The organism is Aminobacter sp. LjRoot7, from assembly GCF_964252895.1.
GTDB classification, from domain to species: Bacteria; Pseudomonadota; Alphaproteobacteria; order Rhizobiales; family Rhizobiaceae; genus Aminobacter; species Aminobacter aminovorans_B.
The window spans coordinates 339,488-365,626 of sequence record NZ_CAXUPX020000005.1 but is presented as its reverse complement, the minus strand read 5'-3'; the positions used below and the strand labels follow the sequence as shown (position 1 = coordinate 365,626).

The following is a 26,139-nucleotide window of genomic DNA, read 5'->3' as shown; positions in this document are numbered from 1 at the left end:
AATCTGCGCCAAGGCGGAGGCTGAATCTACGGGCAATCTCAAGCGTGTCTGGACCGGTCACGGCCGCAGCCTCGACTGGCCGACCGCCCAGGGCGAAGCCTTCCTCCGCCGCGCCATCGAGATCAAGAACGTCTGGGTCCCGTATGGGGATTGAGGGGAGTAAGGGAACAAGGCAGTAGGGGAGTAAGGGAATAGGGCAGTACAAAAGCTGACTGTCCTACTCACATACTCCCCCATTCCCCTAACTTATCTTCGTCAGCAGCTGCAGCAGTGTTTCGGCGTCCTTCGCCGACAGCGGCGACAACGTTTCCTCGGTGACCGTGCGCGCCCGTGGCAGGAGCTCGACGACGAGGCGATGGCCTTCGTCGGTCAGCTTTACCATCAGGCGCCTCTTGTCGACCTCATGCTTGGCCAGTTGCACCAGCCCTCGGGCGGCGAGCCGGTCGATGACGCCCTTGACGGTGGCCGCATCCATGGCGATCAGGCCGCCAAGCTGGTTCTGCGAGGTTTCGCCGACGTCGCGCAGCTTGGCGAGCGCGGCGAACTGCGGTGGCGTCAGGTCCGCAATATGCGTCGCGAAGATCGCGACGTGACGCTGGTTGGCCTTGCGCAGGACAAAACCGATCTGTCCCTGGACCTGATATGTGCCTTCGGCGGTATCAGGGCTCATCGCAAGCCATCCCAGGCCTTGATGTCGGAGGCCTTCAATCCACCCATGCGGTCGTGAATGCGCGGCCCCGAGGTCATGACCAGCGCAAAGACGATCTCGTCCGGTCGCGGCCCGTCGGGCACCCCCACTTCCATGGCGTCGAAATGGCTGCGCACATAAGCAGCGTTGACATGGCCGATCGGCACGTCGAGCCGCGCGCCGAAAGCGCCCAGCTTCTTGGCCGAGGGCACGATCGCCTTGGCTTCGCCCAGCCGCTCGCGCATGGCGTAGCCGCCGGGCACATGCCACAGCGCGCCATGTTCCAGTTCGCCGGCCGAGCCGACGATGGCGCCCTTGCCATAACCATCAATGGCCTTCGCATCGCCACCCAGCGCTGCGATCAACCGGTCGGACAGCACCAGCCCGAGCGGTTTCAGATCCTCCATCGCGCTCTCAAGCTCTTCGACATAGCGGCCGGCGAACGGGTTCTTCACCACCGCGAGCGCTGCCGCTCTTCGTCGGGGGATATGCGCGGGTGGCCCTCCGTCGTGCAGGATTTCCTCGATCGTTACAGCGATCTTCCGGATCGGAAAGTCAGGCATGGACAGGTTCCCCCCTTGTCACACCATCGGTTACGGCAAGCTCATGCGTGCCGCTTATGCGGGTTCGGCCTCCTAGGTATAGAGCTGCAGACTGGATCGACCCTTGCCGCCGCAAGGATTCGGCCACGGAAAATCCGGCGTCGAGCGCCACCTCGATGTCGGCGGGGGCAAGTGCTGCGACATCTGTGGTGACCAGCCTGTCGCCGAGGTCGCTGTCGGGCGCCAGTTCCCGCGCCGGCCGACGCTGGATCGCCGCGTGGCCTGGCAGGTCGACGGCGTTGGCGATCAGTGTGGCTGCCGCGTCGGCCGCAGCCCCGCTCGAAGCGAGTATCGTCACGGCATCGGCGATGCCGAGCGAAAAGCTGCGCCCGCGCCAGCCGCTGGTGGCGATGCCGCGCACCGCGTCCTGCCAATGGACCGTCAGCCTGCCGCCAAGGCCATGGCCAGTGCCGGCGATCGCCACCGAGAGCTCGTGGCCCGGGGCGATGTACAGGGCGATGTCGCCGCCATTGTTGACATAGGCACGCTCGAGCGAACGGCCGGCGACCATCGCCGCTATCATCTCGTCGGCGACCGAACCGGCAACGGCGGCCATCGGCGTGATGAACTGCCCGGCTAGCGGTGCGACGGCCGCTTCCATGCGGCGCGCCGTCGGACCGTCGAAATTGCGGGGCCTCAATGATGCTGGTCGGCGCAGCTCGGCGAGTTCCTCAACCACTTCGCCAAGGATTGTCTGGAAGCGTTCCGCCGCCTGGCCGTAGGCACGACGCAGCTCTTCGGCCTCGCCGAAAGCCTCGACGATCAGGTCGATGGGGCCGTGGTTGAAGTGCAGGCGGTGCCGGTCGGGCAGCCAGGAGATTTCGGGGCCATTCATGACAACCCGCCCGGCGCCGTCAGGCGCAGTTGCGCCAGCGGGGGCCAGGGGTTATCCGTCCCGGCCTTTGCCGTCGCCCGTTCGTTGAAATACTCGCCGCCGCGCGTGAGCACGTCGTCGATGCTCCTGATCTCGCCTTCGTAACCGCCCAGCGCCAGATAGTCGTCGCGCCGAAGCGTGAACTCGATCGGCGCCACCAGCGCCGGCGTCGGCACATAGCCGAAGGCGTTGTCGGGTACCCTGGTGACGTCGACCATCAGCGTGATGCCGCCGCCCGGCCAGACATAGACGGGCGCGCCACCAACGGTGACATAGGTCTTCAATCCCTGCACCGAACGCGTCAGGTTGACAGGGTTTTCCGTGACCCCGGCGCGCAGGCTGCCGCCGGCGCCGCCGACGAACAGCACGGTACACATAGCCGGCTCACAATTGTCCTCGATCAGTCCGACCGACTTGCGCAGTCTGTCGGGAAACGGCTTCTTGATCGGCTTCAGCGCGTCGTCGAGTTCGTAATAGGCGAACTGTTCGCCCGTCGTCGAAACCATCAGCAGCGACAGGCCGGGCCGTGCGCCCTTCTTGGCGTTCCATTCACCGAGGATTTCGAGCGGGTCGGAGATGCTGGTGCCGCCCCAGCCGAGGCCAGGCTCCGATACCTTGAAGTAGCGGCCCGGCGTCGAACGGTGGCCGAGAATCTTGATGCCGGTATCCTCCCAGCCCAGCACTTTGCCGGCCTGATGCTCGGAGACGACGCCGGTAATGTGGTCGTCGACGACAACAACCTCGTCGACGAGCCCGCGCCATTGCGTGGCGAACATGCCGATGGTGGCCGAGCCGCAGCCGACGCGCATTCGGTGCTCGACGGTGCCATCGATGACGGGCGGCTTGCCGGCTTCAACGACGACAGTCGCACCGCCGTCGATGCTGAGTTCCACCGGCTTCTTGTTGCACAGGTCGAGCAGTGCCGCGCAGGTCACCCGGCCTTCCGCCTTGGAACCGCCAGTCAAATGATGGACGCCGCCAAGCGACAACATCTGCGAACCGTATTCGCCCGTCGTCACATGGCCGATGGCCTCGCCCTGGGCGCGCACTGTCGCCGTCTCGGGCCCGAGATGGCGGTCGGTGTCGATCTTCACCTTGACGCCGCAGTAGGAGAAGATGCCTTCGGTCACGACAGTGACGAGATCGACGCCTTCGACCTCCTGGCTGACGATGAAGGGTGCTGGCTTGTAGTCGGGATAGGTGGTGCCGGCACCGATGGCGCTGACGAAGCGCCGGCCGGTGCTGACCAGTTCGCCGTCCCACGCCTCGCCGCCGAAAGGCACCAAGGCACTGCCGCTTTCCATCGCGAAGTCGAGCACGCGGACGGGGTCGGCGCGCACGATCCGGCCGCCGAAATTGCCATAGCGGTCGCAGGCGCCGGTGCGCCCCTCGGCGATGTAGCACATGACGGGACAGGCATCGCAGCGCAGCTTTTCGCCCGCCTGTCTGTCGCCGGCCGGATGTGTCTCGAAACGCTCGGAAAGCTCGTTCATCGACGTGCCTCCTCGATTGCCGCCAGGATTCGCGACGGCGTTGCCGGTACCTTGGTCACCAGAACGCCGGTTGCGTGGCGGATGGCGTTGAGGATGGCGGGTGCCGTCGGGATCAGCACGTGCTCGCCCAAACCCTTGGCACCAAAGGGTCCTTCCGGATCCGGAACTTCCACCAGTATGGTTTCGATCGGCGGCACGTCGCCGATCGTCGGGATCAGGTAGTCGTGCAGGTTCTCGGTGCGGCCGGGAATGTATTCTTCCATCAGCGCCATGCCGATGCCTTGAGCGATGCCACCTTCGATCTGGCCTTCGGCGAGCAGCGGGTTGATCGCGCGGCCAACGTCATGCGCTGCGGTGATCTTGATCAGTTGCACCGTGCCCAGCGCCATGTCGACCTCCAGCTCGGCGATCTGGGCACCGTAGCCGTAGACGGCGTAAGGTTTGCCCTGGCCCTTGGCGTCGAGCGGGGTCGTCGGCGGGTCGTAGCTTTCCTCGGCGGTGAAGACGAGGCCGTCCTTGTCCGCCTCAAGCAAGGTCAGGTCGATGCGCCGCCGCTCGCCGCCCTCATGCACGAGCAGCAGCCCGCCGGGCAAAAGCTGTAGTGACGCTTCGGCCGAGACATTGGCATAGCGCAGGATGTTGTCGCGCAAGGCTTTCGCCGCCTTTTCCGCCGCCTTGCCCGAGACATAGGTCTGGCGCGATGCCGAGGTCTTGCCGGCGTCGGGGGTGATTGCGGTGTCGGCACCTCGAAGCACGAAATCGCCGAGCGGCAGGCCGAGCGCGTCGGCGGCGATCTGGGCGATAACGGTGTTGGCGCCCTGGCCGATGTCGACCGCACCCTGGTGCAGCACGACCTTGCCTTCGGGCGCGAGGCCGAGCTTGATTGTCGAGGGGTTGGGGAGCGAGGTGTTGCCGCAGCCATACCAGCACGAGGCGATGCCGACGCCGCGTTTGACCTTGCCGTTGGCCACGTTGAAGGCATTCGCTTCGGCCAGCGCGCGTGTCCAGTGTGGATGCAGCGCTTCGAGGCAGTCGCCGATGCCGACGCCCTCCTCAAGTCGTTGTCCGGTCACCGTTTCGGAGCCGTTCCGAAGTGCGTTGCGCAAGCGTATCTGTAGCCGGTCGAGGCCGAGCTTGACGGCCAGTTCGTCGAGCAGAGTTTCCTGCATGAGGGTCGCCTGCGGCACGCCGAAGCCGCGAAAGGCGCCCGACACCGGACCATTGGTGTGGATGGCGCGTGCAACGGCGCGGTAGTTCGGCGTGGCATAGGGGCCCGAGGCGTGCACCGGCACGCGGTTGGCGACAGTCGGGCCGAAACTGGCATAGGCGCCGGTGTTGAACTCGCCATCGAACACCATGCCGCGGAGGGTGCCGTCGGCGTCGGCGCCGAGCGTGGCCCGCATCGTGGCCGGGTGTCGCTTGGTCGTCGAGGCCATCGATTCGGTGCGGCTATAGGTAAGCGCCGCTGGCCGCCCGGTCTTGAGCGCCACCAGCCCGATCAGCGGTTGCAGCGAGACGTCGATCTTCGAGCCGAAGCCGCCGCCCGTCGCCGTCGGCAGGATCCGCACCTTTTCCGCTGCGAGGCCCAGGATGCGGGCGGTGTCGTCGCGGTCGAGATGCGGCGCCTGGGTGCAGGCAGCGATCGTCAGCATGTCGCCGTCCATAAATGCATAGCCGGCTTCCGGTTCGATGTAGGCATGCTCGACATAAGAGGTCTGCATCGAGCCCGAGACCAGGCATGTGGCCTGTGCCAAGGCAGTTTCTGGCTCGCCGCGCTCGACAAGGCCGCGCACCAGCAGGTTGTCGGGCCGGTTGGCGTGGATGAGCGTCGCGCCGTCTGCTTGGGCCTCGGCGGGTTCCAGTGCTGCCGGCAATTCGCGCCAAATGACGGGAAAAGCAGCGATATCGAGGTCGCGCGCGGCCCAGCCCTCGCAGGCGACCAACGCCACTGCCTCGCCTCGGAAGCGCGTCTCTGCCTCTGCCAGCGCCGGCTGGTCGGCAAAGGGCGGGATCACGCCGAAGCTGTTGATGCCGGGGATATCCCTGGCGGTGAAAACCGCCACGACGCCGGCATTATCCGTGACATAGCCGTCGAGATCGCCAAACGAAAACGCGGTGCGGTGATGCGGCGAGCGGATCACCAGCACCGACAGGGCATCAGCCGGAAATGAATCGCCGCCGAATGTTTCGGTGCCTGTCACCTTAGGAATGCCGTCGAGCCTGATGGCCGAGGCGCCTACAGCCGAACCAGCCGGGGGCATGCGAAAATCGAGGGATGGTGGCAGCACAAAGCGCCACGCCTCCATTACCGCCTCGACGATCTTGCGGTAGCCGGTGCAGCGGCACAGAATCCCGCCGAGCGCGTCCTGGACCTGTTGTTCGCTTGGTCGCGGCACCCGCTCCAGCAGCGCGGTCGCGCTCACAAGCAGCCCGGGCGTGCAGAAACCGCATTGTACAGCGCCATATGCCAGGAACGACGCCTGCAGCGCTGAGAAGTCGCCCAGCCCTTCCACGGTGCGGACCGCAGCACCTTCCACCGACGCCATCGGCAGCAGGCAGGCGCAGACAGGTTCGCCGTCGAGCAGCACGGTACAGGCGCCGCAATCGCCGGCGTCGCAGCCGACCTTGGTGCCTGTCAGCCTGAGGTGGTCGCGCAGCACCGACGACAGGCGCCGCATCGGAGCAGCGGACACCGACACGTCGGCGCCGTTGACAGTGAAGCTGATCGGCGCCCGGTCGGTTTTCATGCCGCCGCCCGTTTCTGCGAACCATGTGTCGCAAGCAGAAGCGCCCGCGCCACGATCTCGCGCGCCGCGCTTCGCCTGTACCCGGCGCTGCCGCGCACATCGTCGATCGGCGACAATTCATTCAGCGCCGCGGCTTGAACGGCGTTTTCGATGGCTTCCGGCCTTTGCCCGGCAACGGCTGCTTCCAGGGTGTGCAGCCTTTGTGCCACCGCCGAGCAGGATCCCACCGAAATCGCTGCGTAGGCGATCCGCCCGTCGGCGCCGAGCGCGACCCTTGCCGCCGCCATGGCGATCGAAATGACGAGATAGCGCCGCGCGCCCAGTTTGACGAAGGCCGAACGGCCAGCGGTGCTTGCCTTGGGGATGCGCAGCGCCGTCACCAGCTCGTCCTCGCGCAGTTTCGTGCGGCGGTTGCCTGTGATGAACTCACCGAGCGGCAGGATACGCAGCTCGTGGCGCGAGCGCAGCTCGACCTCGGCGTCGAGGATCATCAACGCTGGCACCCCATCCGCCGCCGGCGAGGCGTTGCATATGTTGCCGGCTAGCGAAGCGACGTTCTGGATCTGGATCGAGCCGATCTCGCGTGCCGCCTGCTTCAGCGCGTCGAAAGCCGGCGGCAGCGGCGTCTTGTCGATCGCGGCCCAGCTCGTGCGTGCGCCTATGACGATATGACTGTCGTTTTCGGTCACTCCGCGCAGCACATCGATACCGTTGATATCGATTACATCATGCTGCAGGGGCCGGTTGCCTAAGGCGGGATAGAAGTCCGTCGCGCCCGCCAGCACTCGCCACGAACCCTCGCTGAGCAGCGCCAGCGCTTCGTCGAGTGACTTGGGTTTCGCGTAACGGGTCACGCAATGCCTCCCGGCGGTGGCCGGACATTTCATTCGTACACAAGTGATAACCTGCCGCGATCTTTTGTCAAAGCCTGGCTTTACTTCGCCGGATCACTTCCCGGTGGGTCGCGCTTTGCCAAGTTGACGGTTGACGCAAGGCGCCATCTGGTCGAATTTCGGCGGCTTGCTGCCAAGGCGGTACCAATTGGATCAAAATGGAGCCCGTATGGCCACGGATGCGCTTATCGTCGTCGACCTGCAGAACGACTTTTGCCCGGGCGGTGCGCTTGCCGTGAATGGCGGTGACGAGATCATTCCGCTGGTCAACGACCTCATCCGCAACAGCGAGCATGTGCTTTTGACCCAGGATTGGCACCCCGCTGGCCATTCGAGCTTCGCGTCGAGCCATCCCGGCAAGCAGCCTTTCGAAAGCGTGCGCATGTCCTATGGCCCGCAGACGCTGTGGCCGGATCATTGCATCCAGGGCAGCCGTGGCGCCGATTTCCATTCCGGGCTCGCCTGGTCCAAGGCCGAACTTGTCGTCCGCAAGGGTTTTCGCTCGAACATCGACAGCTATTCGGCGTTTTTCGAGAATGACCGCTTCACGCCGACGGGACTTGCCGGGTATCTGCGCGAGCGCGACGTCGCTTCGATAACCCTTGTTGGCCTCGCCACCGATTTCTGCGTCGCCTATTCGGCGCTCGACGCGGTCAAGCACGGTTTCGCCACCACGGTGCGCCTCGATGCCTGCCGCGCGATCGATCTGGGCGGCTCCCTCGACACCATGATCGGCAAGATGCGCGACGCCGGCGTCAAGCTGGTCTGATTGCCCGACGTCGGCCATCCGGCGCTACCTGCACGAAATTCGAAAACAATGCCCGGCGCAAACGCCGGTTCTGAGGGGAAAGCATGAAGAGTTCGCGTCTTGCGGCAGCGTCACTGGCGCTGGCCGGCCTGCTGGTGAGTGCGGGTTCGGCGCTGGCCGCCGAGCAAGGGCTGCCCGGCGCGTCGATGTCGCTCCTATGGGTGCTGCCGTTTGCGGGATTGCTGCTCTCCATCGCAACCGGGCCGCTGCTCTACCCGCATGTCTGGGAGCATCACTACGGCAAGATCACGGCCAGCTGGGCGGCACTGGTGGTGGTACCGATGGCGCTGTCTTTCGGTTTCGCCGTCTCGGCAGAGGCGGTGCTGCACACGCTGCTGCTCGAATACATGTCATTCATCATCCTTTTGTTCGCCCTGTTCACCATCTCGGGCGGCATCCTGGTGGCGGGCAACATCCAGGGCACGCCGCTGGTCAATGCCGGGCTGCTGGTCATCGGCGCGCTGCTTGCCTCCGTCGTCGGCACGACGGGCGCCTCGATGATCATGATCCGCCCGGTGATCCGCGCAAACGACAACCGGCCGTTCAACGCGCATGTCATCGTCTTCTTCATCTTCCTGGTGTCCAACATCGGCGGCTCGCTGACGCCGCTGGGCGACCCGCCGCTGTTTGTCGGCTTCCTGCGTGGGGTCGACTTCTTCTGGACGACCACCCATCTCTGGCGCGAGGCGCTGCTGGTCGGCGGCATCGTGCTCGCCGCCTTCCTTGTCGTTGACTTGCACTTCCACAGGCGTGAGGCGGGGCAGCCCAAGGTCAAGGATCCGACGCCGCATTCAAAGGTGCGCATTCGTGGCCTCGCCAACATCGCCCTGCTCGCCGGCGTCATCGCCGCGATCCTGATGTCGGCGTCGTGGAAGCCGGGGATCGCGTTCTCGGTCTATGGCGTCGATGTCGAGCTGCAGAACCTCGCCCGCGACGTCATCATCCTGGCGCTGGCCTTCGTCTCGCTGTCAGTCACCCGCAAGGAATACCGCGCCGCCAACGGCTTCTCCTGGGGTCCGATAACAGAGGTCGCCAAGCTGTTTGCAGGCATCTTCATTTGCATCGTACCGGTCATTGCCATTCTGCGCGCAGGGCTCGACGGTTCCTTCGCGCCGCTTGTGTCGCTGGTCACCGGGCCGGGCGGCGAGCCCAGCAACCTCGCCTACTTCTGGCTGACCGGCGCGCTGTCATCCTTCCTCGACAATGCGCCGACCTATCTGGTCTTCTTCGAGCTTGCTGGCGGGGACCCGCAGGCGTTGATGACGACGTTTGCCACCACGCTGGTAGCGATCTCGGCGGGTGCCGTGTTCATGGGCGCCAACACCTATATAGGCAACGCGCCGAACTTCATGGTCTATGCCATCGCCAGGGAAAGCGGGGTCAGGATGCCCGGCTTCTTCGGCTACATGCTGTGGTCGGGCGCGGTGCTGATCCCGACCTTCCTGATCGCGGGTCTGGTCTTCTTTGGCTAGCCCACGCCGACATAACGCCTGACCATTCCAGTGTCCTCACGCAGCCGTGCGACATCCACGGTCTCGCGGTTGCGGCCGTTTTCGATGAAGGCGACGCGGTCGGCGACGGGCAGCACGGCGTCGACGCGCTGTTCGACGAGGATGGTCGAGACGCCGCGCGCGCGCAGCCCGGCCACGGTCTCGCGAATCTTGGCGATCATCGACGGCATCAGGCCTTCGGTCGGCTCGTCGAGCAGCAGAACCTCGGGTTCGACGCACAGCGCACGCGCCATGGCCAGCATCTGCTGCTCGCCGCCCGACAACGTGCCGGAGCGCTGCTTCAGCCGGTCGCGCAACAGCGGAAACAGGTCGAGCACGCTGTCGCGCACCGCCTTGCCTTTGTTGCGGGTCATCAGGCCGATCTCGATGTTTTCGGCGACGGTCAACTCGGCGAACAGCCGGCGGCCCTGCGGCACGTAGGCGACGCCCGCCTTCGGCACCTCGTGCGCCGGCAACTCGGTCAGTTCGCGCGCGCCCAGCCTGATCGAGCCCGCGCGCGCCGGCACCAGCCCCATGATCGCCTTCAGCGTCGTGGTCTTGCCAGCGCCGTTGCGGCCGAGCAGGCACAGCACCTCGCCCTTGCGCAGTTCGAGGTCGAGGCCGTGCAACACCCGCACTTCGCCGTAGAAGCAGTCGAGGCCTGATATCGTCAGGGCCGCATTCATGCGCCGGCCTCCTGCGCTGTGCCGAGATAGGCTTCCTGAACCGCAGCGTTGGCGCGGATCTCGGCTGGGCTGCCTTCGGCGAGGATCCTGCCGGCGTTGAACACGGTGATGCGCCGGGCCAGTTCCATGACGACGGGCATGTTGTGCTCGATCAAAAGCACGGTGGCGTCGCGGGCGATCTCGCGTACCAGGGCGATGAAGTTTTCGATCTCACCGTCCGACAGGCCCTGCGTCGGCTCGTCGAGGATGAGCAGCCTTGGCTTGAGCGCCAGGCCCATCGCCACCTCGAGCAGCCGCTGGTGGCCATAGGCCAGGGCGCCGGCTTGCTCATGCGCGCGGCTGGCGAGGCCGACACGCTCCAGCGCTTCCATCGCCCCTTGCCGCACCGCGCCGCGCGATCGGCCGTCGGTCAGCGTGCGCTGCACCGGCAGGGCGACATTTTCGTAGGCGCTGAGATTGGCGAAAACGCTGGTGATCTGGAACGTGTAGGCGATACCCCGCCGGACCCTCAGATGCGCCGGCATCTCGGTGATGTCCTCGCCATCGAACACGATGCTTCCTGCGCTCGGCGCGTAGCGCCCGCAGACGAGGCTGACGAAGGTGGTCTTGCCGGCACCGTTGGGGCCGATCACCGCCCTGATCTCGCCCGGCTCGAGCGTGAAATCGACATCGTCGACGGCGCGCAGGCCGCCGAAATGGCGCGACAGGCCTTTGGTGGTCAGAAGCGCCGTCATGGCAGCCATCCGAGCCAGCGTTCGCGTAGCGTGCCGAGAACGCCCTTGCGGAACCACAGCACGAGCAGGATCAGCATCGCGCCGACCACCAGCATGTAGGCTGAGGTGAAGCCGCTGGTGATGTCGATGACGTAGTACATGAACAGCGTGCCGATCAGCGGTCCGAGCGTGGTTGCCGCACCGCCGAGCAACACCCAAAGCAGCGGCAGGATCGAATATTGCACCGAGGCGAAGGTCGAGCCGACATAGCCGAACAGCAGCGCGTAGGCGGCGCCGGCTGCGGCGCAGATGACGCCCGAGGTGACGACTGCCGCCAGCTTGTTGGCGAAGGTGTCGTAGCCGAGCATCTTCGTCCGCTCCTCGTTTTCGCGGATCGCGACCAGCACGCGGCCATGGCGCGAGCGGACGATGGCGAGCGTGGCAATCAGGGCAGCGGCAAACAGCGCCACCGCGAGCAAATAGCGCGTTGTTGGGTTGGTCAGGTCGAGCGTTTCCGTGCCCAGCGTGATTTGGCGGGCTTGCTGCTGCAGCACCAGCCCTTCGTCGCCGCGGGTCCATTCGCCGAAATAGAGCGTGGTGAGATAAAACACCTGGGCGAACATCATGGTCACGATCATGAAGGCGACGCCCGATGTCCTGAGCGCTAGCAGGCCGACGACAAGCGACACGACGAAGCCGACGCCGATGCCGCCGGCAAAGGCTGGCACCACGCCCCAGCCGAGATGATAGAGCGGCAGGCCTGCGCCATAGAGCCCGGCGGCGAAGAACATGGCATGGCCGAGGCTCAAGAGCCCGACATAGCCGAACAGCAGGTTGTAGCCCATGGCGAAGACGGCCAGCACCAGCACGCGTGCCAAGACGCCGTGATGATATTCGGGCAGGATGAAGTTGAGGGCTACGAGCAGGGCGATGACCGCTGCATGCAGCGCGTAGACCTTGGCCGTCGTCGCGTCGCCGCTCATTTCGTTGCCGTTCCGAACAGGCCCTGCGGCCGGAACACCAGCACCATGGCGACGACGAGCGTGGCGATGATCTTGGCCAGTGTCGGCGAGAAGAACACCGAGATGATGCCGTCGGAGACCCCGATCAGCAGTGCTGCGATGACAGTGCCGCGCAGCGAGCCGAGGCCGCCGATGATGACGACGATGAACGACAAAAGCAGCGGGTCGAGACCCATCAGGTAATGCGCCTGCTGGATCGGCACGATCAGCACGGCGGCGATTGCCGCCAGCATGGCGCCGAGCGCGAACACCGCGCCATAGACGCGGCCGACCGGGATGCCGAAGGCAAGGGCCGTCTCGCGGTCATATTGCGTTGCTCGCATGATCAGGCCGATCCTTGTGCGGGTCAGCACCAGCCAAGTGGCGAGCAGCAAAAGCGCCGAGGCTGCGATGATCGACAGTTTGTAGCCGGAGTAGCCGAACCAGGGCAGCTGGATGCGGATGTTGAAGGGCGGCGTCACCGGCCGCGCTTCGGGGCCGTAGAAGGTCAGCGCCAGCTGCTGGATGATGTAGAGCAGGCCGATGGTGGCAACGATGGTCGCCTCGGGATTGTATTCGAGCCGGCGCAGCACCAGCCGCTCTGACGCCCATGCGATGGCGCCGACAATCAGCGGCGACAGCACCAGCGCTGCGGCGAAGCCGAGCGCCGGGTGGCCGCTGACGGTTGTGGTGATCGCCCAGGCAAGCACGGCGCCGAGCATGAAAAACTCGCCATGCGCGACATTAACGATGCGCATCACGCCAAACACCAGCGACAACCCAAGCGCCGTTAGCGCCAGCACCGCCGAGGTGACCAGCCCTTCGAGCGTGGCAAGCAGGAGATGCGGGAAGAAGGCCACTAGGCAACCCACCTGGGTTGCGCTTTGTCGCGCCCCCCTCTGGCCTGCCGGCCATCTCCCCCACAAGGGGGGAGATCAGCTGATGCTGATGTCTGCGCCAACCACGGACGGTGCAAGGTGGCAGCGACGACGGAGCTGCCGATCTCCCCCCTTGTGGGGGAGATGGCCGGCAGGCCAGAGGGGGGCGACGTAGAGCGCATTGCAAGCAAGTCTACCGTCGCACCCTCACAGCGGCTGCGTCGTGTAGTCCGCTTCCGGCTCGTACAAACCGTCCTCGATCGAGGTCCGGTGGACGACGTTGAGCTTGCCGCCTTCGACCTTGGAGATGTTCTGGTGGCCGAAGACCTGGTGGATCTTGCCGTTGAACTTCTTGTCGCCCTGGGGATGCTCGGGGCCTTCCTTGAACTCGGTCAGCGCCTCGGTCGCCTCGACAAGCTTGGCGCGATCCTCGGGGCCCTTGTAGCCTGAATCCTCCATTGCTTTCTTGATGACGTAGAGCGTTTCCCAGCAGCCGAACATGTGTGCGGCGGTCGACACGTCCTTGGCGTCAGCCGTCGAGGCGCCATTGTCGTCGATGCCGACGGCAGCGCGATAGGCTTTCTGCGCTTCGCTGTCATTGGCCTGCGCGTAGCGCGGCGAGCCTTCCCAGAAATGGCTGCCGTCGAGGAATTCGAGGCCCGGGCTGTTGATGTCGACGGCCTCGAGTGAGTCGATGAAGCCGAACAGCTGCGGCTTGTTCGAGCCGTAGAACTCGCCGAGCTCCTTGACGAAGGTCAGAACACCGGGGCCGACCATGACGTGGTACAGCACCTCAGTGTCCGCAGGGATCTGCGGCAGGTATTTGGTGAACGAGCTTTCGGTCGGCGGGATCGGGATCTGCGCCACCACCTCGCCGCCCTGCGCCTTGATGGCCGGCGCGAAGTAGTCGCGGTGATCGTAGCCGAAGGCATAGTCCGGATAGATCATCGTCACCTTCTTGCCGAGGTTGGCCGCGACCCAGGGCGCGACCGAGGTGACCTGCGAACGCACGTCGGTGATGCCCGGCTGGAAGACCCAGCGGTTCAGCTTGCCCGAGGCGACGTGGTAGCCTTCGCTGACGACGTAGTAAGGGATCTTGAGCTCGCCGGCGGTCGGCGCCGAACCGACGACGACATGCGAAAACAGCGTGCCGAAGACGATGTCGGTCTTGTGCTGGGAAGCGAATTTGGCGACCACTTCGGCGCCGCGCTTGGGGTCGGTGCCATCATCCTCGACGACGATCTCGACAGGCCGACCATTGATGCCGCCGGCGTCGTTGATCAGCTTGACCGCGGCGTTGGTCGTCTTTTCGTACCAGCGGCCATAGGCGGCACCTATGCCGGTGCGGTGGGCCTGGAAGCCGATCTTGATCGGTGCGGAGGATTGCGCCTGCGAATAGCGAACGAAGCCCGGTGCCGCCATCAGGCCGGCGCCGGCGGCGAGGCCCTTGAGTGCCGTGCGGCGGCTGAGGCGCGATTTGCCGAGGTCGAAGAAGCGATTGCTGTCAGTCATGCCCTGTCCCCTTGCCGTGTCTTTTGACCAACGATCGTGCGGATTGGCAGCCCTTCCGCCGACGGCGAAAAATTGCATGTATACAAACTAGATCACCAATCCCGAGAGGTGGCAATAGTTGCTTCCCCAAGGTCAAAATCCACCTGCATTTGCACTATCCCGCCGTTGCTGTCGAGAGCAGCCAGAGGCCGAAAACGGTGTAGCCGATCATCAGCACGGTGAGCGGCAACTGGCTGAGCGAGGCGCTGGCCGCACTGGGGTGCAGCCGCCAGGCAAGCACATGGGCGACGAGCACTGCCAGCACGTGCCCACCGACGATCGCAAGTGCCTGCAGGTTCCACAGCAGCCAGGCCGAATGCGCGCCCATGGCGATGCCGGCCTCGACCGGCATGTGGGCGGTGCCGAACAGGTTCCAGCCCCTGGCGAACGGGTCGGACAGCGCCACCAGCGCGTATTGGCCGTTGACCAGAAGTGCCGTCAGATAGTGCGAGAAGTGATACGCGAGCGCGATCGGCACGATCGACCAGACGAACAGGCCGGCGGCCTTGGGCAGCGGCACGGCACTGCGGACCAACCTTTCGCCTGCCACGACCGCGAGCAGCCCGACGCCGGCGAGGGCAACGAACATCGCTATCAGGCCGAGGCTGTTGGTGGCCACCAGCGCCGAGCGGCCGGGCAGTTCGAGCGGGTTGATGCCGTTGAACCCGAGCCAGAAGAAGGTTTTCGAGAAGCCGTCGAACGACACCGAGGCAAGCGTCGCGAGCAGGAACAGTGCACCCGAGGGCGGCAGCGCTTCCGCCTCGCAAAGCTTCGCGCCGGGCCAGCACAGCGCAAGGCGCAGGCGGGAGCTGTCCTTACTGGCCTCGACGATGCCGAAGCGGCCGACCATGGCAAAGAAGGCCGACAGGAATTCGCCCTGCCGGCTCCAGCGCTCGAAGCCGAAGGCCAGCATGGCGGCGAAGGAGACGAGCCAGTAGAGGCCCGCGGCCATGGCGAGGCGCGCCGGATCGTCGGGCGCCGGGTCGATCAGCTCGAACCAGGCAAAAGCGAGGAACAGGAAGACTGCCGGCCAGTAGCCGAGCCAATGGGGCAGTTTGAGCTGGGCGTTGCTCCGGGCTTTGGCACCCAACGCTACAGTGACCAGGCGATACGGCCCGTACCATGGGTTGAGCCAGTACCAGAGATTGCCGAACAGGCCCTGGACGAGCGTCAGTCCGACCCAGAGCAGCGTCCAGATTGTCAGCGGCAGTGGGTTGGACAGCGGGTCGCGCGAGCCGGTGAAGCCGGCCGTGATCAAGGCCGCGAAGACGGCGAAGGCGGCGAGGCTCGCCGACAACCTGAGGTCGGGGATCGAACCGAGCGGCAGGCGCTTTCGCCAGAAGGCCACCAGCCGCGCCGGCGGTAGCAGCGCCAGCACGAGAAAACTCGCCGCCACCGCAAACGCTGCGCCGGCTATGTAGTGCCCAGTCGGCAATAGTAGGACATGGCCACGGTCGGAAGCATGGGCGAAGGTAGGGGAGGTTTGCGATGCGAGCGCGGCGCATGCGGCGATCACTGCCGTCGTAACGCGCTGGATGGTTTGGGTGCTGGATCCCCGCATGACGTTTCCGATGTGCCATATGGCTTGGGTCGCGGGAAGGGCGCTGAGACAGTCACCGGAATGGTGACGGCGACGCTGGCGGCCTAGCGTAGCTCTACGAACCCAAGTCCGTTCGCCCCTAAACCTTCACCAGCTGCTCCACCCGGTCCTTTTCACCGAAGATGCGCAAATAGCGGGCGATCTCCTTTTTGTCGCCGGTGGCCTTGGCGGGGTTGTCGGAGAGCTTGACGGCGGGGCGGCCGTTGGCTTCGGTGACCTTGCAGACCAGCGAAATCGCGTTGAGGCGGTCGGTTTCCTTGGGGGCGCAGCCCTCGAAGTCGTTGGTGAGGTTGGTGCCCCAGCCGAAGGACATGCGCACCTTGCCCTCGAAGTGGCGGTAGGTCTCGATGATGGTGTCGACGTCGAGGCCGTCGGAGAAGATCAGGAGCTTCGAGCGCGGGTCCTGGCCCTTCTTGCGCCACCACTCGATGATGCGCTCACCGCCTTCGATCGGCGGGGCGCTGTCGGGGCGGAAGCCGGTCCAGTCGGCGACCCAGTCTGGCGCGTCGCGCAGGAAGGCGGCCGTGCCAAAGGCATCGGGAAGCACGATCAGCAGGTTGCCGCCATAATAGCGCTGCCAGTCGCGCAGCACCTTGTAGGGCGACTGCTTGAGTTCGTCCTCGCTATTGGCAAGCGCGGCATAGACCATCGGCAGCTCATGCGCGTTGGTGCCGAGCGCCTCGAGGTCGGTGTCCATGGCGAGCAGAACGTTGGAAGTACCGGTGAAGGCGTCGCCGATGCCTTCCTTGAGCGCTTCGACGCACCAGCGCTGCCACAGGAAGGAGTGGCGGCGGCGGGTGCCGAAGTCGGAGATCTTGATCTCGGGCAGCATCTTGAGCCGCTCGGTCTTGTCCCACATCTTGGCCTTGGCGCGGGCGTAGAGCACGTCGAGCGCGAAGGGGCCGAAGGCTTTCATCGCCGAGCGCGAGCGCAGCTCGTTGATGATGGCGAGTGCGGGGATTTCCCACATCGAGGTCATCACCCAGGGGCCGGCGAAAGTCAGCTCATACTGGCCGTCGCGCTTTTCGAGGTGATAGGGCGGCAGCTGGAAATTCTCGAGCCAGGCCAGGAACTCGGGCTCGAAGATCTGCTTGCGGCCGTAGAAATTGTTACCGCCGAGCCAGATCATCTCCTTTTTGGAGAAGCGCAAGGTGCGGGCGTGGTCGAGCTGCTCGCGCAACTCGCCCTCGTCGATTTCTTCGGCGAGCTTGACTGAGGTGGCGCGGTTGATCAGCGAAAAGGTGGCGTCGACCTTGGGGTGCATGCCCCAGATCATCTGCAGCATCAGGAGTTTGTAGAAGTCCGTGTCGAGCAGCGAACGCACGATCGGATCGAGCTTCCAGGTGTGGTTGTACACCCGCCGTGCAATGTCGGTCCTGGCCATGCCGCTTCAGTCCTCCTTGGCGCATCCACCTGTCGTGCAGGCGCGCCGCATCCTCGTCGACAGCATTGGGATATAGCGCCCGGGCGATCAAGCTTAAGACGCGAAAAAAGCAACCCTGGCCCTATAGTTGCATCGTCCAATCAAGTTAGCCGCTAGCCGGCGGCGGTCGCCTTCTGGCCGCGCCGCTTGCGGATGCTGATCTGGCCGGTGACGGCCTGTTCGGTGCGGGCGGGGAGTTCCTCGCGCTCGGCGAACAGCCAGTCGATGAAGACCTGGGCGATGGGCGCCGATTTCACCTCGTTGCGGCAGACGATGTAGAAGGCATCGACGGCCGGCACCGACAGGTTGAACGGCGTGACGAGCTGGCCCTTGGCGAGCATGCCCGACGCAGTGACGCTGTCGCCGAGCGCCAGGCCGTGGCCGTGGACGGCGGCCTCGGTGGTCAGGCTCGCACCCGACATGCGATGCTGCTGCACCGGCCTGACGTCAAGCGCATCGGCGGCGGCGAGCCAAGTATGCCATTCGCGGCCATCGTCGGCATGCAAAAGGACGTGGTCGGACAGGTCGCGCACGCTGCGGATCGGCCGGTTGTTGATCAGGGTCGGGCTGACGACGGGAAACAGCTCGAGCGTCGACCACTTCTTCAGCCAGCAGTCGGTCCAGCTGCCGTCGCCATAGAGCATGCAGACATCGACGTCGGGGGCATGGATGTCGCGCGGGTCGTTGGAGGCGTTGAGGCTGAGGCTGATGCCGGGATATTGCGCGGTGAAGCCGCCGATGCGCGGCACCAGCCACAAGGACAGCAGTGCCGGAACGCAAGAGACGGTGAGCTTGCCCGAGCTCGTCGGGCGGGTCATGCGCGCGGTGGCCGACGCGATGCTTTCGAAGGCGCCGGTGACGGCGGGCAGGAGCTCGGCGCCTTGCGGGGTGAGCTTGAGGCGCGAGCCGCTGCGCTCCAAAAGCTTGACCTTCAAGGTGGCTTCCAGCGCCCGGATCTGGTGGCTGATGGCGCCATGGGTGACGTTGAGCTCGCCCGCCGCCTTGGTCAGCGAGCCATGGCGGGCGGTCGCCTCGAAGGCGCGCAGCGGGTTGAGCGGGGGCAGGCGCCGGGACATCAAAACTCCGCCTGGGAGAGGCATCGACTGTGAGAAATTCTCACACCGCAGACCTTAACATTATCAATTGCTATTTCAACGGTGCTGCCGGAAACTCGCCTCATAACAACCAAAAAGCATGCGGGGAACACGAGGTATCAGGCTGACCGCTGGGAGCGGACGGCCGCAGGCGATCGCCCCGCATTGCCATCTCGGACCACAGGAGGACACCATGGGTTTCGACGTCAAAAAGCTCGACGAGCTGCGCAAGAAGTATGGCGAGGGCCATGGCGGCGATCTGTTCGACCCGAAATTCCGCCGTGTCGCCGACAAGATCTTCAACAAGGCTGGCACCCGGCTCGCGCCCTATTCGGGCATCCCGACATTCCTGACGGCACCTTACCTCCAGGTCGACAACGACAATCCCGATTTCGGCGACCTGCAGGTGGCGATGATCGGCGTGCCGATGGATCTCGGCGTCACCAACCGTCCGGGCTCGCGCTTCGGTCCGCGCGCGCTGCGCACCATCGAGCGCATCGGGCCCTACAATCACGTGCTCGACTGCGCTCCAGTTCAGGAGCTGCGCGTGGCCGACATCGGCGACGTACCCTTCCGTAGCCGCTACCGGCTCGAGCTCAGTCATGAGGACATCGAGCGCCGCATCGGCCAGATCGTCGACGCCGGCGTGGTGCCGCTGTCGGTCGGCGGCGACCACTCGATCACCCATCCGATCCTCAAGGCGGTCGGCAAGAAGCGTCCGGTCGGCATGATCCACATCGACGCCCATTGCGACACCGGCGGCGCCTACGACCTGACCAAGTTCCACCATGGCGGCCCGTTCCGCAACGCGGTGCTCGATGGCGTGCTCGACCCGAGCCGCGTCATCCAGATCGGCATCCGCGGTTCGGCCGAATATCTGTGGGAGTTTTCCTACGAATCCGGCATGACCATCATCCACGCCGAAGAGGTCAGTGGCATGGGTATCCAGGCGGTCATCGAGAAGGCCAAGAAGATCGTCGGCGACGGCCCTACCTATCTGTCCTTCGACATTGACAGCCTCGACCCGGCCTTTGCGCCCGGCACAGGCACGCCCGAAGTGGGTGGGCTGACGACGCGCGAGGTGCTCGAGATCGTGCGTGGCCTGAAGGGCCTCAACCTTGTCGGCGGCGACGTCGTTGAGGTCGCGCCGCAGTATGATTCGACCACCAACACGGCGCATGCCGGCGCCCAGGTCCTGTTCGAAATCCTCAGCCTGATGCTGTTCAGCCCCTTCGTCACCAACAAGGGCGCATAACCACAGCAATTTCGACTGGCCGCTGTTTGGGAAGCGGCGGCCAGGTGCTAACGCGACAGTTCAACAACAAACATCCCAGAGGGAAGCACGACATGAACATCAAGACGCTCCTGCAATCGACGGCAGCGGCCCTGCTTGTCGCAGGCACCGCCATCTTCGCAGTGCAGCCCGCCAATGCCGACGCACTGGAAGACATCGCCAAGGCCGGCCAGATCAATGTCGGCGTCTTCGCCGATTTCCCGCCCTTCTCCTCGGCCAGCGCCGACATGAGCCTCAAGGGTTATGACATGGACGTGGCGCAGGCGATCGCCGATGCGCTCAAGGTCAAGCTCAACCCGGTGCCGGTGACCGGCCAGAACCGCATTCCCTACCTGACCGACAAGCGCGTCGACCTTCTGATGAGCGTTGGCTACTCCAAGGAGCGCGAAGAGGTCATCGACTTCGCCGCCGCCTACGCGCCCTACTACATCGCCGTGATTGGCCCCGCCGAGCTCAAGGTCGCCGGCAAGGAAGACCTCGCCGACAAGTCGATCGCCGTCAATCGCGGTACGCTGGAAGACACTTCTCTGACCGAGGCGGCACCTGCCGGCGCCGACATCAAGCGCTTCGACAACTACAACGCCGTCATCCAGGCCTTCATCTCGGGCCAGACCCAGCTGATGGTGGTCGGCAACGACGTCGGCGCCCAGGTCCTGGCACGCCAGGAGGCGCTGAAGCCGGAGCAGAAGTTCCAGCTTTTGACCTCGCCGTCGCATATCGGCCTCAACAAGAAAGAGGACGGCCTGAAGAAGGTCATCAACGACACGGTCGCCGCGATGCTCACCGATGGCCGGCTGTCGAAGTCGTCGGAAGAATGGCTCAAGGTTCCGCTCAACCCCGAAAACCTCAAGGATTGATCGGTGAGCTACAGCCTCGACTTCGGCTGGCTTGAAGGTGCCGTGGGCGCAATCGCCCGCGGTGCCGCCATGACGGTCCTGCTGATCGTGGTGACGACGATTGCCGGCACGCTGATCAGCGTGCTGGCCGCCGCCGGCCGCCGCAGCGGGCCGAAATGGCTCCAGCGCGCCATCACTGTTTATGTCGAGGTGATCAGGAACACGCCGTTCCTGGTGCAGCTGTTCTTCATCTTCTTCGGCCTGCCGAGCCTCGGCATCCGGCTCGATCCAATCGTTGCCGCGATCCTGGCGATGACGCTCAACATGGCCGCCTACACCACCGAGATCGTCGGCGCCGGCCTCGACGCGGTGCCGAAGGGCCAGCGCGAGGCTGCCGCTGCTTTGGGCTTGCGGCCACGCCAGGTCTTCGTCAAGATTGTGTTGCCGCAGGCACTGAAGGTCATCTTCCCCGCGCTGACGAGCCAGATCGTGATCATGATGCTCGAGTCTTCGGTCGTGTCGCAGATCGCAGTGAGTGAACTCACCTACGAGGCCGATATGCTGCAGGCGCGGACCTTCCGTCCGTTCGAAACCTATTTCGTCGTGGCGATGATCTATCTCGGCCTGTCGGTCGTGTTGCGCCGTCTTCTCGTCGGCGTCGGCCGTCGCACGCTCTCGGCGGGTGTGTCATGATCGAGTTCACCTTCTGGGACATCCTGCGCAACCTGATCTTCGCCACGCGCTGGACCGTGCTTTTGTCGATCGCGGCCTTCGTCGGCGGCGGCATCGTCGGTGTGATCATCCTGTTTTTGCGCATCTCCAAGGCCAAGTGGGCACGTCGCTTCGCCAGCGGCTACATCGCGCTGTTCCAGGGCACTCCCTTGCTGATGCAGCTTTTCCTGATGTTCTTCGGCCTGCCGATGCTGGGCTTCCGCATCGAGCCGTGGACGGCCGCGGTGCTCGGCCTGACCTTCTTTGCCAGCGCCTATCTCGCCGAGATCTGGCGCAGCGGCGTCGATGCCTTGCCGCGCGGCCAGTGGGATGCCGGCGCCAGCCTTGGCCTGCATTACATCCAGGAGCTGCGCCTGATCATCCTGCCGCAAGCCTTCGCCATCACGCGGGCGCCGGTTGTCGGCTTCCTCGTACAGTTGATCAAGGCAACGGCGCTGACCTCGATCATCGGCTTTGAGGAACTGCTCAGGACCTCGAACGCCATCAACAACGCGACGTTCGAACCCTTCACCGTCTACGGGCTGGTGGCACTGATCTTCTTCGTGCTCTGCTACCCGCTGACCCAGTATGCACGTTCATTGGAGGCCCGCGCCGCAGCACGCTGAACGACACTCCATCATCATAAGAACCCGTGGGAACAGCCGGCACAAAGCCGGCAATAAATGAGGAGAACTAGCATGAGCAAGATTCTGAACCACCCGATCAGCCGGCGCGCCGTGCTGGGCGCCGGCGTCGCTTCGGCGAGCCTTTTGGCGATGCCATCGATCCTGCGCGCCCAGGACAAGTCGATCAAGATCGGCGTCTATGGCGGCTACTTCAAGAAGTCGTTCGACGAGCACATCTTCCCCGAATTCACCAAGTCGACCGGCATCGCGGTGGAATCGGTCGCCGAGCCGACTGGCGAAGCCTGGCTGGTGCAGCTGGAGCAGGCGGCCAAGGCTGGCCAGGCCCCGGCCGACCTTTCGATGATGTCGCAGACCTCGATGCTGAAGGGCCAGTCGACCGAGCTGTGGGCGCCGCTCGACCTCGCCAAGATCAAGAACAGCGCGAACCTGATCGACCACTTCGTCAACAAGTATCCGGATGGCCGCGTCGCCGGCATTGGTGCTGTGGCCTGGTACATCACGCTGGTGACCAACACCAACGTCTTCCCGACCGCGCCCGACAGCTGGGCGGCGTTCTGGGATCCGGCCAACGCCGACAAGCTCGGCCTGCTGGCGCTCGCCTCCAACTCGTTCCTGCTCGAAGTGACCGCCACCACCTTCATGGGCGGCACCAAGGCGCTCGACACCGAGGAGGGCATCCAGAAGGCGCTGGAGAAGCTCGCCGAGGTCAAGCCGAACGTGCGGCTGTGGTATCGCGACGAGGCGCAGTTCGAGCAGGCGCTGAAGTCGGGCGAAATCCCGATGGGCCAGTATTACCATGACGTCACCGGTCTCGCCGCGGCCGAAGGCCAGCCGGTGCGCTCGACCTTCCCGAAGGAAGGCGGCATCCAGGATTCCGGTTCGTGGGTGCTGTCGCGCGCCTCGAAGAAGACCGACGAGGCGCACGCCTTCATCGACCACATGTGCCAGCCCGCCGTGCAGTCGCTGATGTCGCGCAAGGTCGGCACCGCACCGACGGTCAAGCGCGAGCTGCTCGATCTGACGCCGGAACAGTTTGCCGGCGTGTCGTCCGACATCCCGCCGATCATCCCGCGCTACGACCTCTACACCACCAAGGCCGACTGGATTAACCAGAAGTGGACCGAGCTGATCGTCGGCTGATCTGGATTACCCTCCCCCTTGTGGGGAGGGTGGCCCGCAGGGCCGGGTGGGGGTCCGCGAAACACTGAGCTTGCAGCCCCCCACCCCGTCGCTTCGCGCCGACCCTCCCCGGGGAGGGTAACAGCGCTTTTGCTGCCGACCGGCAGCGCCATTTCAGTTCGTAGAACCTTCAAACGAGCAGGTGCCCCTCATGTCCGGACTCGTGCTTAAGGACATCACCAAGTCATTCGGCAACTTCACGGCTGTCGACACGGCCAATCTGTCGGTGCCGCATGGCAAGTTTGTCTGCCTGCTTGGCCCGTCCGGCTGCGGCAAGACAACGTTGCTGCGCATGATCGCCGGCCTCGAGGATCCCTCGAGCGGCGCGATCCTGCTCGATGGGACCGACATCACGCCGGTGCCTACCCACAAGCGCAACCTCGGCATGGTGTTCCAGTCGCTGGCGCTGTTTCCGCATCTGTCGGTCGGCGACAACATCGCTTATCCCTTGCGCATTCGCGGCGCCTCGCGCGACGAGCAGAAGAAGCGCTCGGACGAGCTTTTGAAGCTCATCCATCTGCCCGGTTTCGCCGACCGGCCCGTCGCCAAGTTGTCGGGCGGCCAGCGCCAGCGTGTCGCCATTGCCCGTGCACTCGCCTTGTCGCCAAAGCTGTTCTTGCTCGACGAGCCGTTGTCGGCGCTCGACGCCAAGCTGCGCGAGGCGATGCAGGTCGAACTGCGCCAGCTGCAGCAGCGGCTCGGCATCACCACCTTTGTTGTCACCCACGACCAGCGCGAGGCGATGACCATGGCCGACCTGGTCGTCGTCATGGGCCACGGCAAGATACTGCAGGCGGCACCGCCGATCGAGATCTACCGCAAGCCGGCCGACGCCTTCGTTGCCGACTTCATCGGCATGACCAATCTGCTCGAAGCGGAAGTCGACCGCGCCGGCCGTGTCTCGGTGCTTGGCCAGGCAATAGCAGGCCTGACCATGCCCGAGGGCCTGACCAAGGCCTCCGTGTCGATCCGCCCCGAGGATGTGCATCTCGGCCGGGTCGGCGGCGACGCCATCGCTGGCACGGTGACCTTCGTGCGCGATCTCGGCGGAACCATCGAGACCTTCGTCGAGGCCGGTGGCAAGACCATCATCGCGGTGGCCACGCCGCGCGAACGGCCCGAAGTGGTGGCCGGCCAGCAGGTCGGCCTGATCCTGCCGGCCGAAGCCTGCGTGGTGCTGAAGTCATGAAACGCGAGGCGCCGAAATCGCTAGCCGATTACAGCCCGCTGTTCTTTCCCGGGCTGATGCTGATCGTCTTTTTCGTCGTGCCGTTCTCGACGATGATCGCCGTCAGCTTCTTCCAGCGCGATCCTTCCGGGTTCTACACGCCGGATTTCGTTTTCTCCAATTATGCCCGCTTCCTGAGCCTGTTCTTCGGCAAGGTGCTGGGCTTTTCGCTGGTGCTCGCGGTGATGGTGGCGATCTGCTGCGTCGTCATCGCGTTTCCCTTCACATATCTTTTGACCAAGCGCCCGCGAAAGGTGCAGACGGTCTGGCTGGTCTGCCTGCTGTCGGTGCTGTCGCTGTCCGAGGTCATCATCGGCTTTGCCTGGTCGACGCTGTTTTCGCGCACCGCCGGCATCACCAATCTGTTCGTGGCTATCGGCCTGATGAAGGAGCCGGTGGCGCTGCTACCGAGCTTCTGGGCCGTGCTGACCGGCATGGTCTACCAAGCGCTGCCCTACACCATCTTGGTGCTCTACCCCGCTTTGGTCCGTCTCGATCCGACTCTGCTGGAGGCGGCGCGCACGCTTGGCGCCTCGCCGGTCAGGGCGTTCATGAACGTCGTCGTGCCGGCGCTGCGCAACACCATCGTCGCCACGCTGATCATGGTTTTCGTCTTCGCGCTCGGCTCCTATCTGTTGCCGCAGATCCTTGGCCGGCCGTCGCACTGGACACTGTCGGTGCTGATCACCGACCAGGCCATCTACCAGTCCAACATGCCGTTTGCCGCGGCAATGGCGGTGTTTTTGGTGCTGATGTCGCTGGCGCTTGTCGGCTTGACGCTGCTTGTCGGACGCAGGGAGAACGCGCTGTGAAACAGACATTCCTTCGCCGGCTCTATTTCGTCGCCGTTGCTCTCTTCCTGGCGGCACCGCTGATCGTCGTTGCTGGCGTCTCGGTCAACGAAAAGCAGGACCTGGCCTTTCCGCCGAAAGGCTTTTCGCTCGCTTGGTATGCGCAGATCTTCGCCGATCCGGAATGGCGCAAGGCGCTGATCGCCTCGCTGTCGCTGGCGGTCACCGCCGCAGCCCTCGCGGTGGCCATTGCGCTTCCACTGGCCTGGTTCCTGTGGCGGCGCATCGCGCCCTGGGCCAACGTGTTCCAGATCCTCGGGCTGGCTCCGTTCATCCTGCCGCCGGTCATCACCGCATTGGGCATGCTGACCTTCTGGGCGACGACGGGTTTCTATGGCCAGCCCTGGACGGCTGTGATCAGCCACGCGATCTTCTTCGTCACCCTGCCGCTGGTGACGCTGTCGCTCGGCTTCGCCTCCATCGACCGATCGCTGGTCGAGGCGGCGGCGACGATGGGCGCCGACGACCGCACGGTGCTGAAGACGGTGGTGCTGCCGCTGATCCGGCCCTATCTCGTCTCGGGCTACGCCTTCGCCTTCGTCTTGTCGCTCAACGAATACATCGTCGCCTACATGACGATCGGCTTCACGCTCGAGACGCTGCCGATCAAGATCTTCAACGCCCTGCGCTACGGCTACACGCCGACAATGGCCTCGGTGTCGGTGTTCTTCGTCGCGGTGGCGGCGCTGGTCTTCGGACTGATCGCCAAATTCGGTGACATCAGGCGGCTGCTTGGCGCGATGTCGTCGGAGACCTGAGGCGCCGGCAACAGTCAGGCGGCACCTGAGGTGGTGTCGCCTGAGTGACAATTGTCAGCCGCTGGGTTGTCGCGCCCGGTGGCTGCCGCTCCTA

Annotated in this window: 24 protein-coding genes; 10 read left to right on the top strand and 14 right to left on the bottom strand. The window is 64.8% G+C overall.

All coding sequences use genetic code 11. From position 1 onward, the window contains the following. Positions 1-241: 241 nt before the first annotated feature. From ACSQ3E_RS17265 to ACSQ3E_RS17240, 6 genes are read right to left on the bottom strand one after another with little or no spacing between them, the layout of a single operon-like run. Complete coding sequence (locus ACSQ3E_RS17265; protein WP_436123647.1) at positions 242-670, bottom strand: MarR family winged helix-turn-helix transcriptional regulator; 429 nt, start codon at positions 668-670, stop codon at positions 242-244. After that, complete coding sequence (locus ACSQ3E_RS17260) at positions 667-1,251, bottom strand: amino acid synthesis family protein (RefSeq protein WP_436123646.1); 585 nt, start codon at positions 1,249-1,251, stop codon at positions 667-669. The genes ACSQ3E_RS17265 and ACSQ3E_RS17260 overlap by 4 nt, the downstream gene beginning before the upstream one ends. Beyond that, positions 1,244-2,125, bottom strand: coding sequence for a UPF0280 family protein (locus ACSQ3E_RS17255; RefSeq protein WP_436123645.1), 882 nt, complete (start codon positions 2,123-2,125; stop codon positions 1,244-1,246). Before ACSQ3E_RS17255 ends, ACSQ3E_RS17260 begins: the two co-directional genes overlap by 8 nt. Then, positions 2,122-3,657, bottom strand: coding sequence for a 6-hydroxynicotinate reductase (locus tag ACSQ3E_RS17250; protein WP_436123644.1), 1,536 nt, complete (start codon positions 3,655-3,657; stop codon positions 2,122-2,124). Before ACSQ3E_RS17250 ends, ACSQ3E_RS17255 begins: the two co-directional genes overlap by 4 nt. After that, positions 3,654-6,404 (bottom strand): molybdopterin-dependent oxidoreductase, encoded by a 2,751-nt coding sequence (locus ACSQ3E_RS17245; RefSeq protein WP_436123643.1) that lies wholly within the window; start codon positions 6,402-6,404, stop codon positions 3,654-3,656. Before ACSQ3E_RS17245 ends, ACSQ3E_RS17250 begins: the two co-directional genes overlap by 4 nt. After that, the gene (locus ACSQ3E_RS17240) at positions 6,401-7,258 is read right to left on the bottom strand and encodes an FAD binding domain-containing protein (protein ID WP_436123642.1); all 858 of its coding nucleotides are present in this window, start codon (positions 7,256-7,258) and stop codon (positions 6,401-6,403) included. Before ACSQ3E_RS17240 ends, ACSQ3E_RS17245 begins: the two co-directional genes overlap by 4 nt. Positions 7,259-7,466: 208 nt before the next feature. Between ACSQ3E_RS17240 and pncA the strand changes: the two genes are divergently transcribed. Continuing rightward, on the top strand, positions 7,467-8,066 hold the full coding sequence (gene pncA / locus ACSQ3E_RS17235) for a bifunctional nicotinamidase/pyrazinamidase (RefSeq protein WP_310320456.1): 600 nt from the start codon (positions 7,467-7,469) through the stop codon (positions 8,064-8,066). Between the two features lie 83 nt (positions 8,067-8,149). Beyond that, positions 8,150-9,577, top strand: coding sequence for a sodium:proton antiporter (locus ACSQ3E_RS17230; RefSeq protein WP_436123641.1), 1,428 nt, complete (start codon positions 8,150-8,152; stop codon positions 9,575-9,577). On the opposite strand, the gene ACSQ3E_RS17225 is transcribed toward ACSQ3E_RS17230, so the two are convergent. From ACSQ3E_RS17225 to gcvA, 8 genes are all read right to left on the bottom strand, one after another. After that, positions 9,574-10,281 carry an ABC transporter ATP-binding protein gene (locus tag ACSQ3E_RS17225; RefSeq protein WP_436123640.1) on the bottom strand — a complete coding sequence of 236 codons (708 nt, stop codon included), beginning with the start codon at positions 10,279-10,281 and terminating at the stop codon, positions 9,574-9,576. The two genes, ACSQ3E_RS17230 and ACSQ3E_RS17225, sit on opposite strands and share 4 nt — an antisense overlap. Then, entirely contained in the window at positions 10,278-11,015 is a 738-nt protein-coding gene (locus ACSQ3E_RS17220) for an ABC transporter ATP-binding protein (protein WP_436123639.1), read from the bottom strand. Before ACSQ3E_RS17220 ends, ACSQ3E_RS17225 begins: the two co-directional genes overlap by 4 nt. Further along, the gene (locus ACSQ3E_RS17215; protein ID WP_436123638.1) at positions 11,012-11,977 is read right to left on the bottom strand and encodes a branched-chain amino acid ABC transporter permease; all 966 of its coding nucleotides are present in this window, start codon (positions 11,975-11,977) and stop codon (positions 11,012-11,014) included. Before ACSQ3E_RS17215 ends, ACSQ3E_RS17220 begins: the two co-directional genes overlap by 4 nt. Further along, positions 11,974-12,855 (bottom strand): branched-chain amino acid ABC transporter permease, encoded by an 882-nt coding sequence (locus ACSQ3E_RS17210; RefSeq protein WP_436123655.1) that lies wholly within the window; start codon positions 12,853-12,855, stop codon positions 11,974-11,976. The genes ACSQ3E_RS17215 and ACSQ3E_RS17210 overlap by 4 nt, the downstream gene beginning before the upstream one ends. Before the next feature lie 225 nt (positions 12,856-13,080). Continuing rightward, on the bottom strand, positions 13,081-14,385 hold the full coding sequence (locus ACSQ3E_RS17205; protein ID WP_436123637.1) for an ABC transporter substrate-binding protein: 1,305 nt from the start codon (positions 14,383-14,385) through the stop codon (positions 13,081-13,083). Between the two features lie 154 nt (positions 14,386-14,539). Then, positions 14,540-15,985, bottom strand: a complete 1,446-nt coding sequence (locus tag ACSQ3E_RS17200; RefSeq protein WP_436123636.1) for a hypothetical protein — start codon at positions 15,983-15,985, stop codon at positions 14,540-14,542. A 118-nt stretch (positions 15,986-16,103) separates the two neighbouring features. Continuing rightward, on the bottom strand, positions 16,104-17,408 hold the full coding sequence (pncB, locus tag ACSQ3E_RS17195; protein WP_436123635.1) for a nicotinate phosphoribosyltransferase: 1,305 nt from the start codon (positions 17,406-17,408) through the stop codon (positions 16,104-16,106). Between the two features lie 152 nt (positions 17,409-17,560). Next, a complete protein-coding gene (gene gcvA, locus ACSQ3E_RS17190; protein ID WP_436123634.1) occupies positions 17,561-18,523 on the bottom strand; it encodes a transcriptional regulator GcvA in 963 nt (320 codons plus the stop codon). Positions 18,524-18,734: 211 nt separating this feature from the next. Here gcvA and speB point away from each other — a divergent pair, with 211 nt between their 5' ends. From speB to ACSQ3E_RS17150, 8 genes are all read left to right on the top strand, one after another. After that, a complete protein-coding gene (gene speB / locus ACSQ3E_RS17185) occupies positions 18,735-19,796 on the top strand; it encodes an agmatinase (protein ID WP_436123633.1) in 1,062 nt (353 codons plus the stop codon). 92 nt (positions 19,797-19,888) lie between these two features. Further along, positions 19,889-20,692, top strand: coding sequence for a transporter substrate-binding domain-containing protein (locus tag ACSQ3E_RS17180; protein ID WP_310320432.1), 804 nt, complete (start codon positions 19,889-19,891; stop codon positions 20,690-20,692). A 3-nt stretch (positions 20,693-20,695) separates the two neighbouring features. Beyond that, the gene (locus tag ACSQ3E_RS17175) at positions 20,696-21,364 is read left to right on the top strand and encodes an amino acid ABC transporter permease (RefSeq protein ID WP_310320431.1); all 669 of its coding nucleotides are present in this window, start codon (positions 20,696-20,698) and stop codon (positions 21,362-21,364) included. Then, a complete protein-coding gene (locus ACSQ3E_RS17170; protein ID WP_115729727.1) occupies positions 21,361-22,008 on the top strand; it encodes an amino acid ABC transporter permease in 648 nt (215 codons plus the stop codon). The genes ACSQ3E_RS17175 and ACSQ3E_RS17170 overlap by 4 nt, the downstream gene beginning before the upstream one ends. 72 nt (positions 22,009-22,080) lie before the next feature. Then, complete coding sequence (locus ACSQ3E_RS17165) at positions 22,081-23,169, top strand: ABC transporter substrate-binding protein (RefSeq protein ID WP_310320427.1); 1,089 nt, start codon at positions 22,081-22,083, stop codon at positions 23,167-23,169. 190 nt (positions 23,170-23,359) lie between these two features. Beyond that, positions 23,360-24,397, top strand: a complete 1,038-nt coding sequence (locus ACSQ3E_RS17160) for an ABC transporter ATP-binding protein (RefSeq protein WP_436123632.1) — start codon at positions 23,360-23,362, stop codon at positions 24,395-24,397. Then, the gene (locus ACSQ3E_RS17155) at positions 24,394-25,248 is read left to right on the top strand and encodes an ABC transporter permease (protein ID WP_310320423.1); all 855 of its coding nucleotides are present in this window, start codon (positions 24,394-24,396) and stop codon (positions 25,246-25,248) included. Before ACSQ3E_RS17160 ends, ACSQ3E_RS17155 begins: the two co-directional genes overlap by 4 nt. Continuing rightward, positions 25,245-26,045, top strand: a complete 801-nt coding sequence (locus ACSQ3E_RS17150) for an ABC transporter permease (RefSeq protein ID WP_310320421.1) — start codon at positions 25,245-25,247, stop codon at positions 26,043-26,045. The genes ACSQ3E_RS17155 and ACSQ3E_RS17150 overlap by 4 nt, the downstream gene beginning before the upstream one ends. Positions 26,046-26,139: the final 94 nt, after the last annotated feature.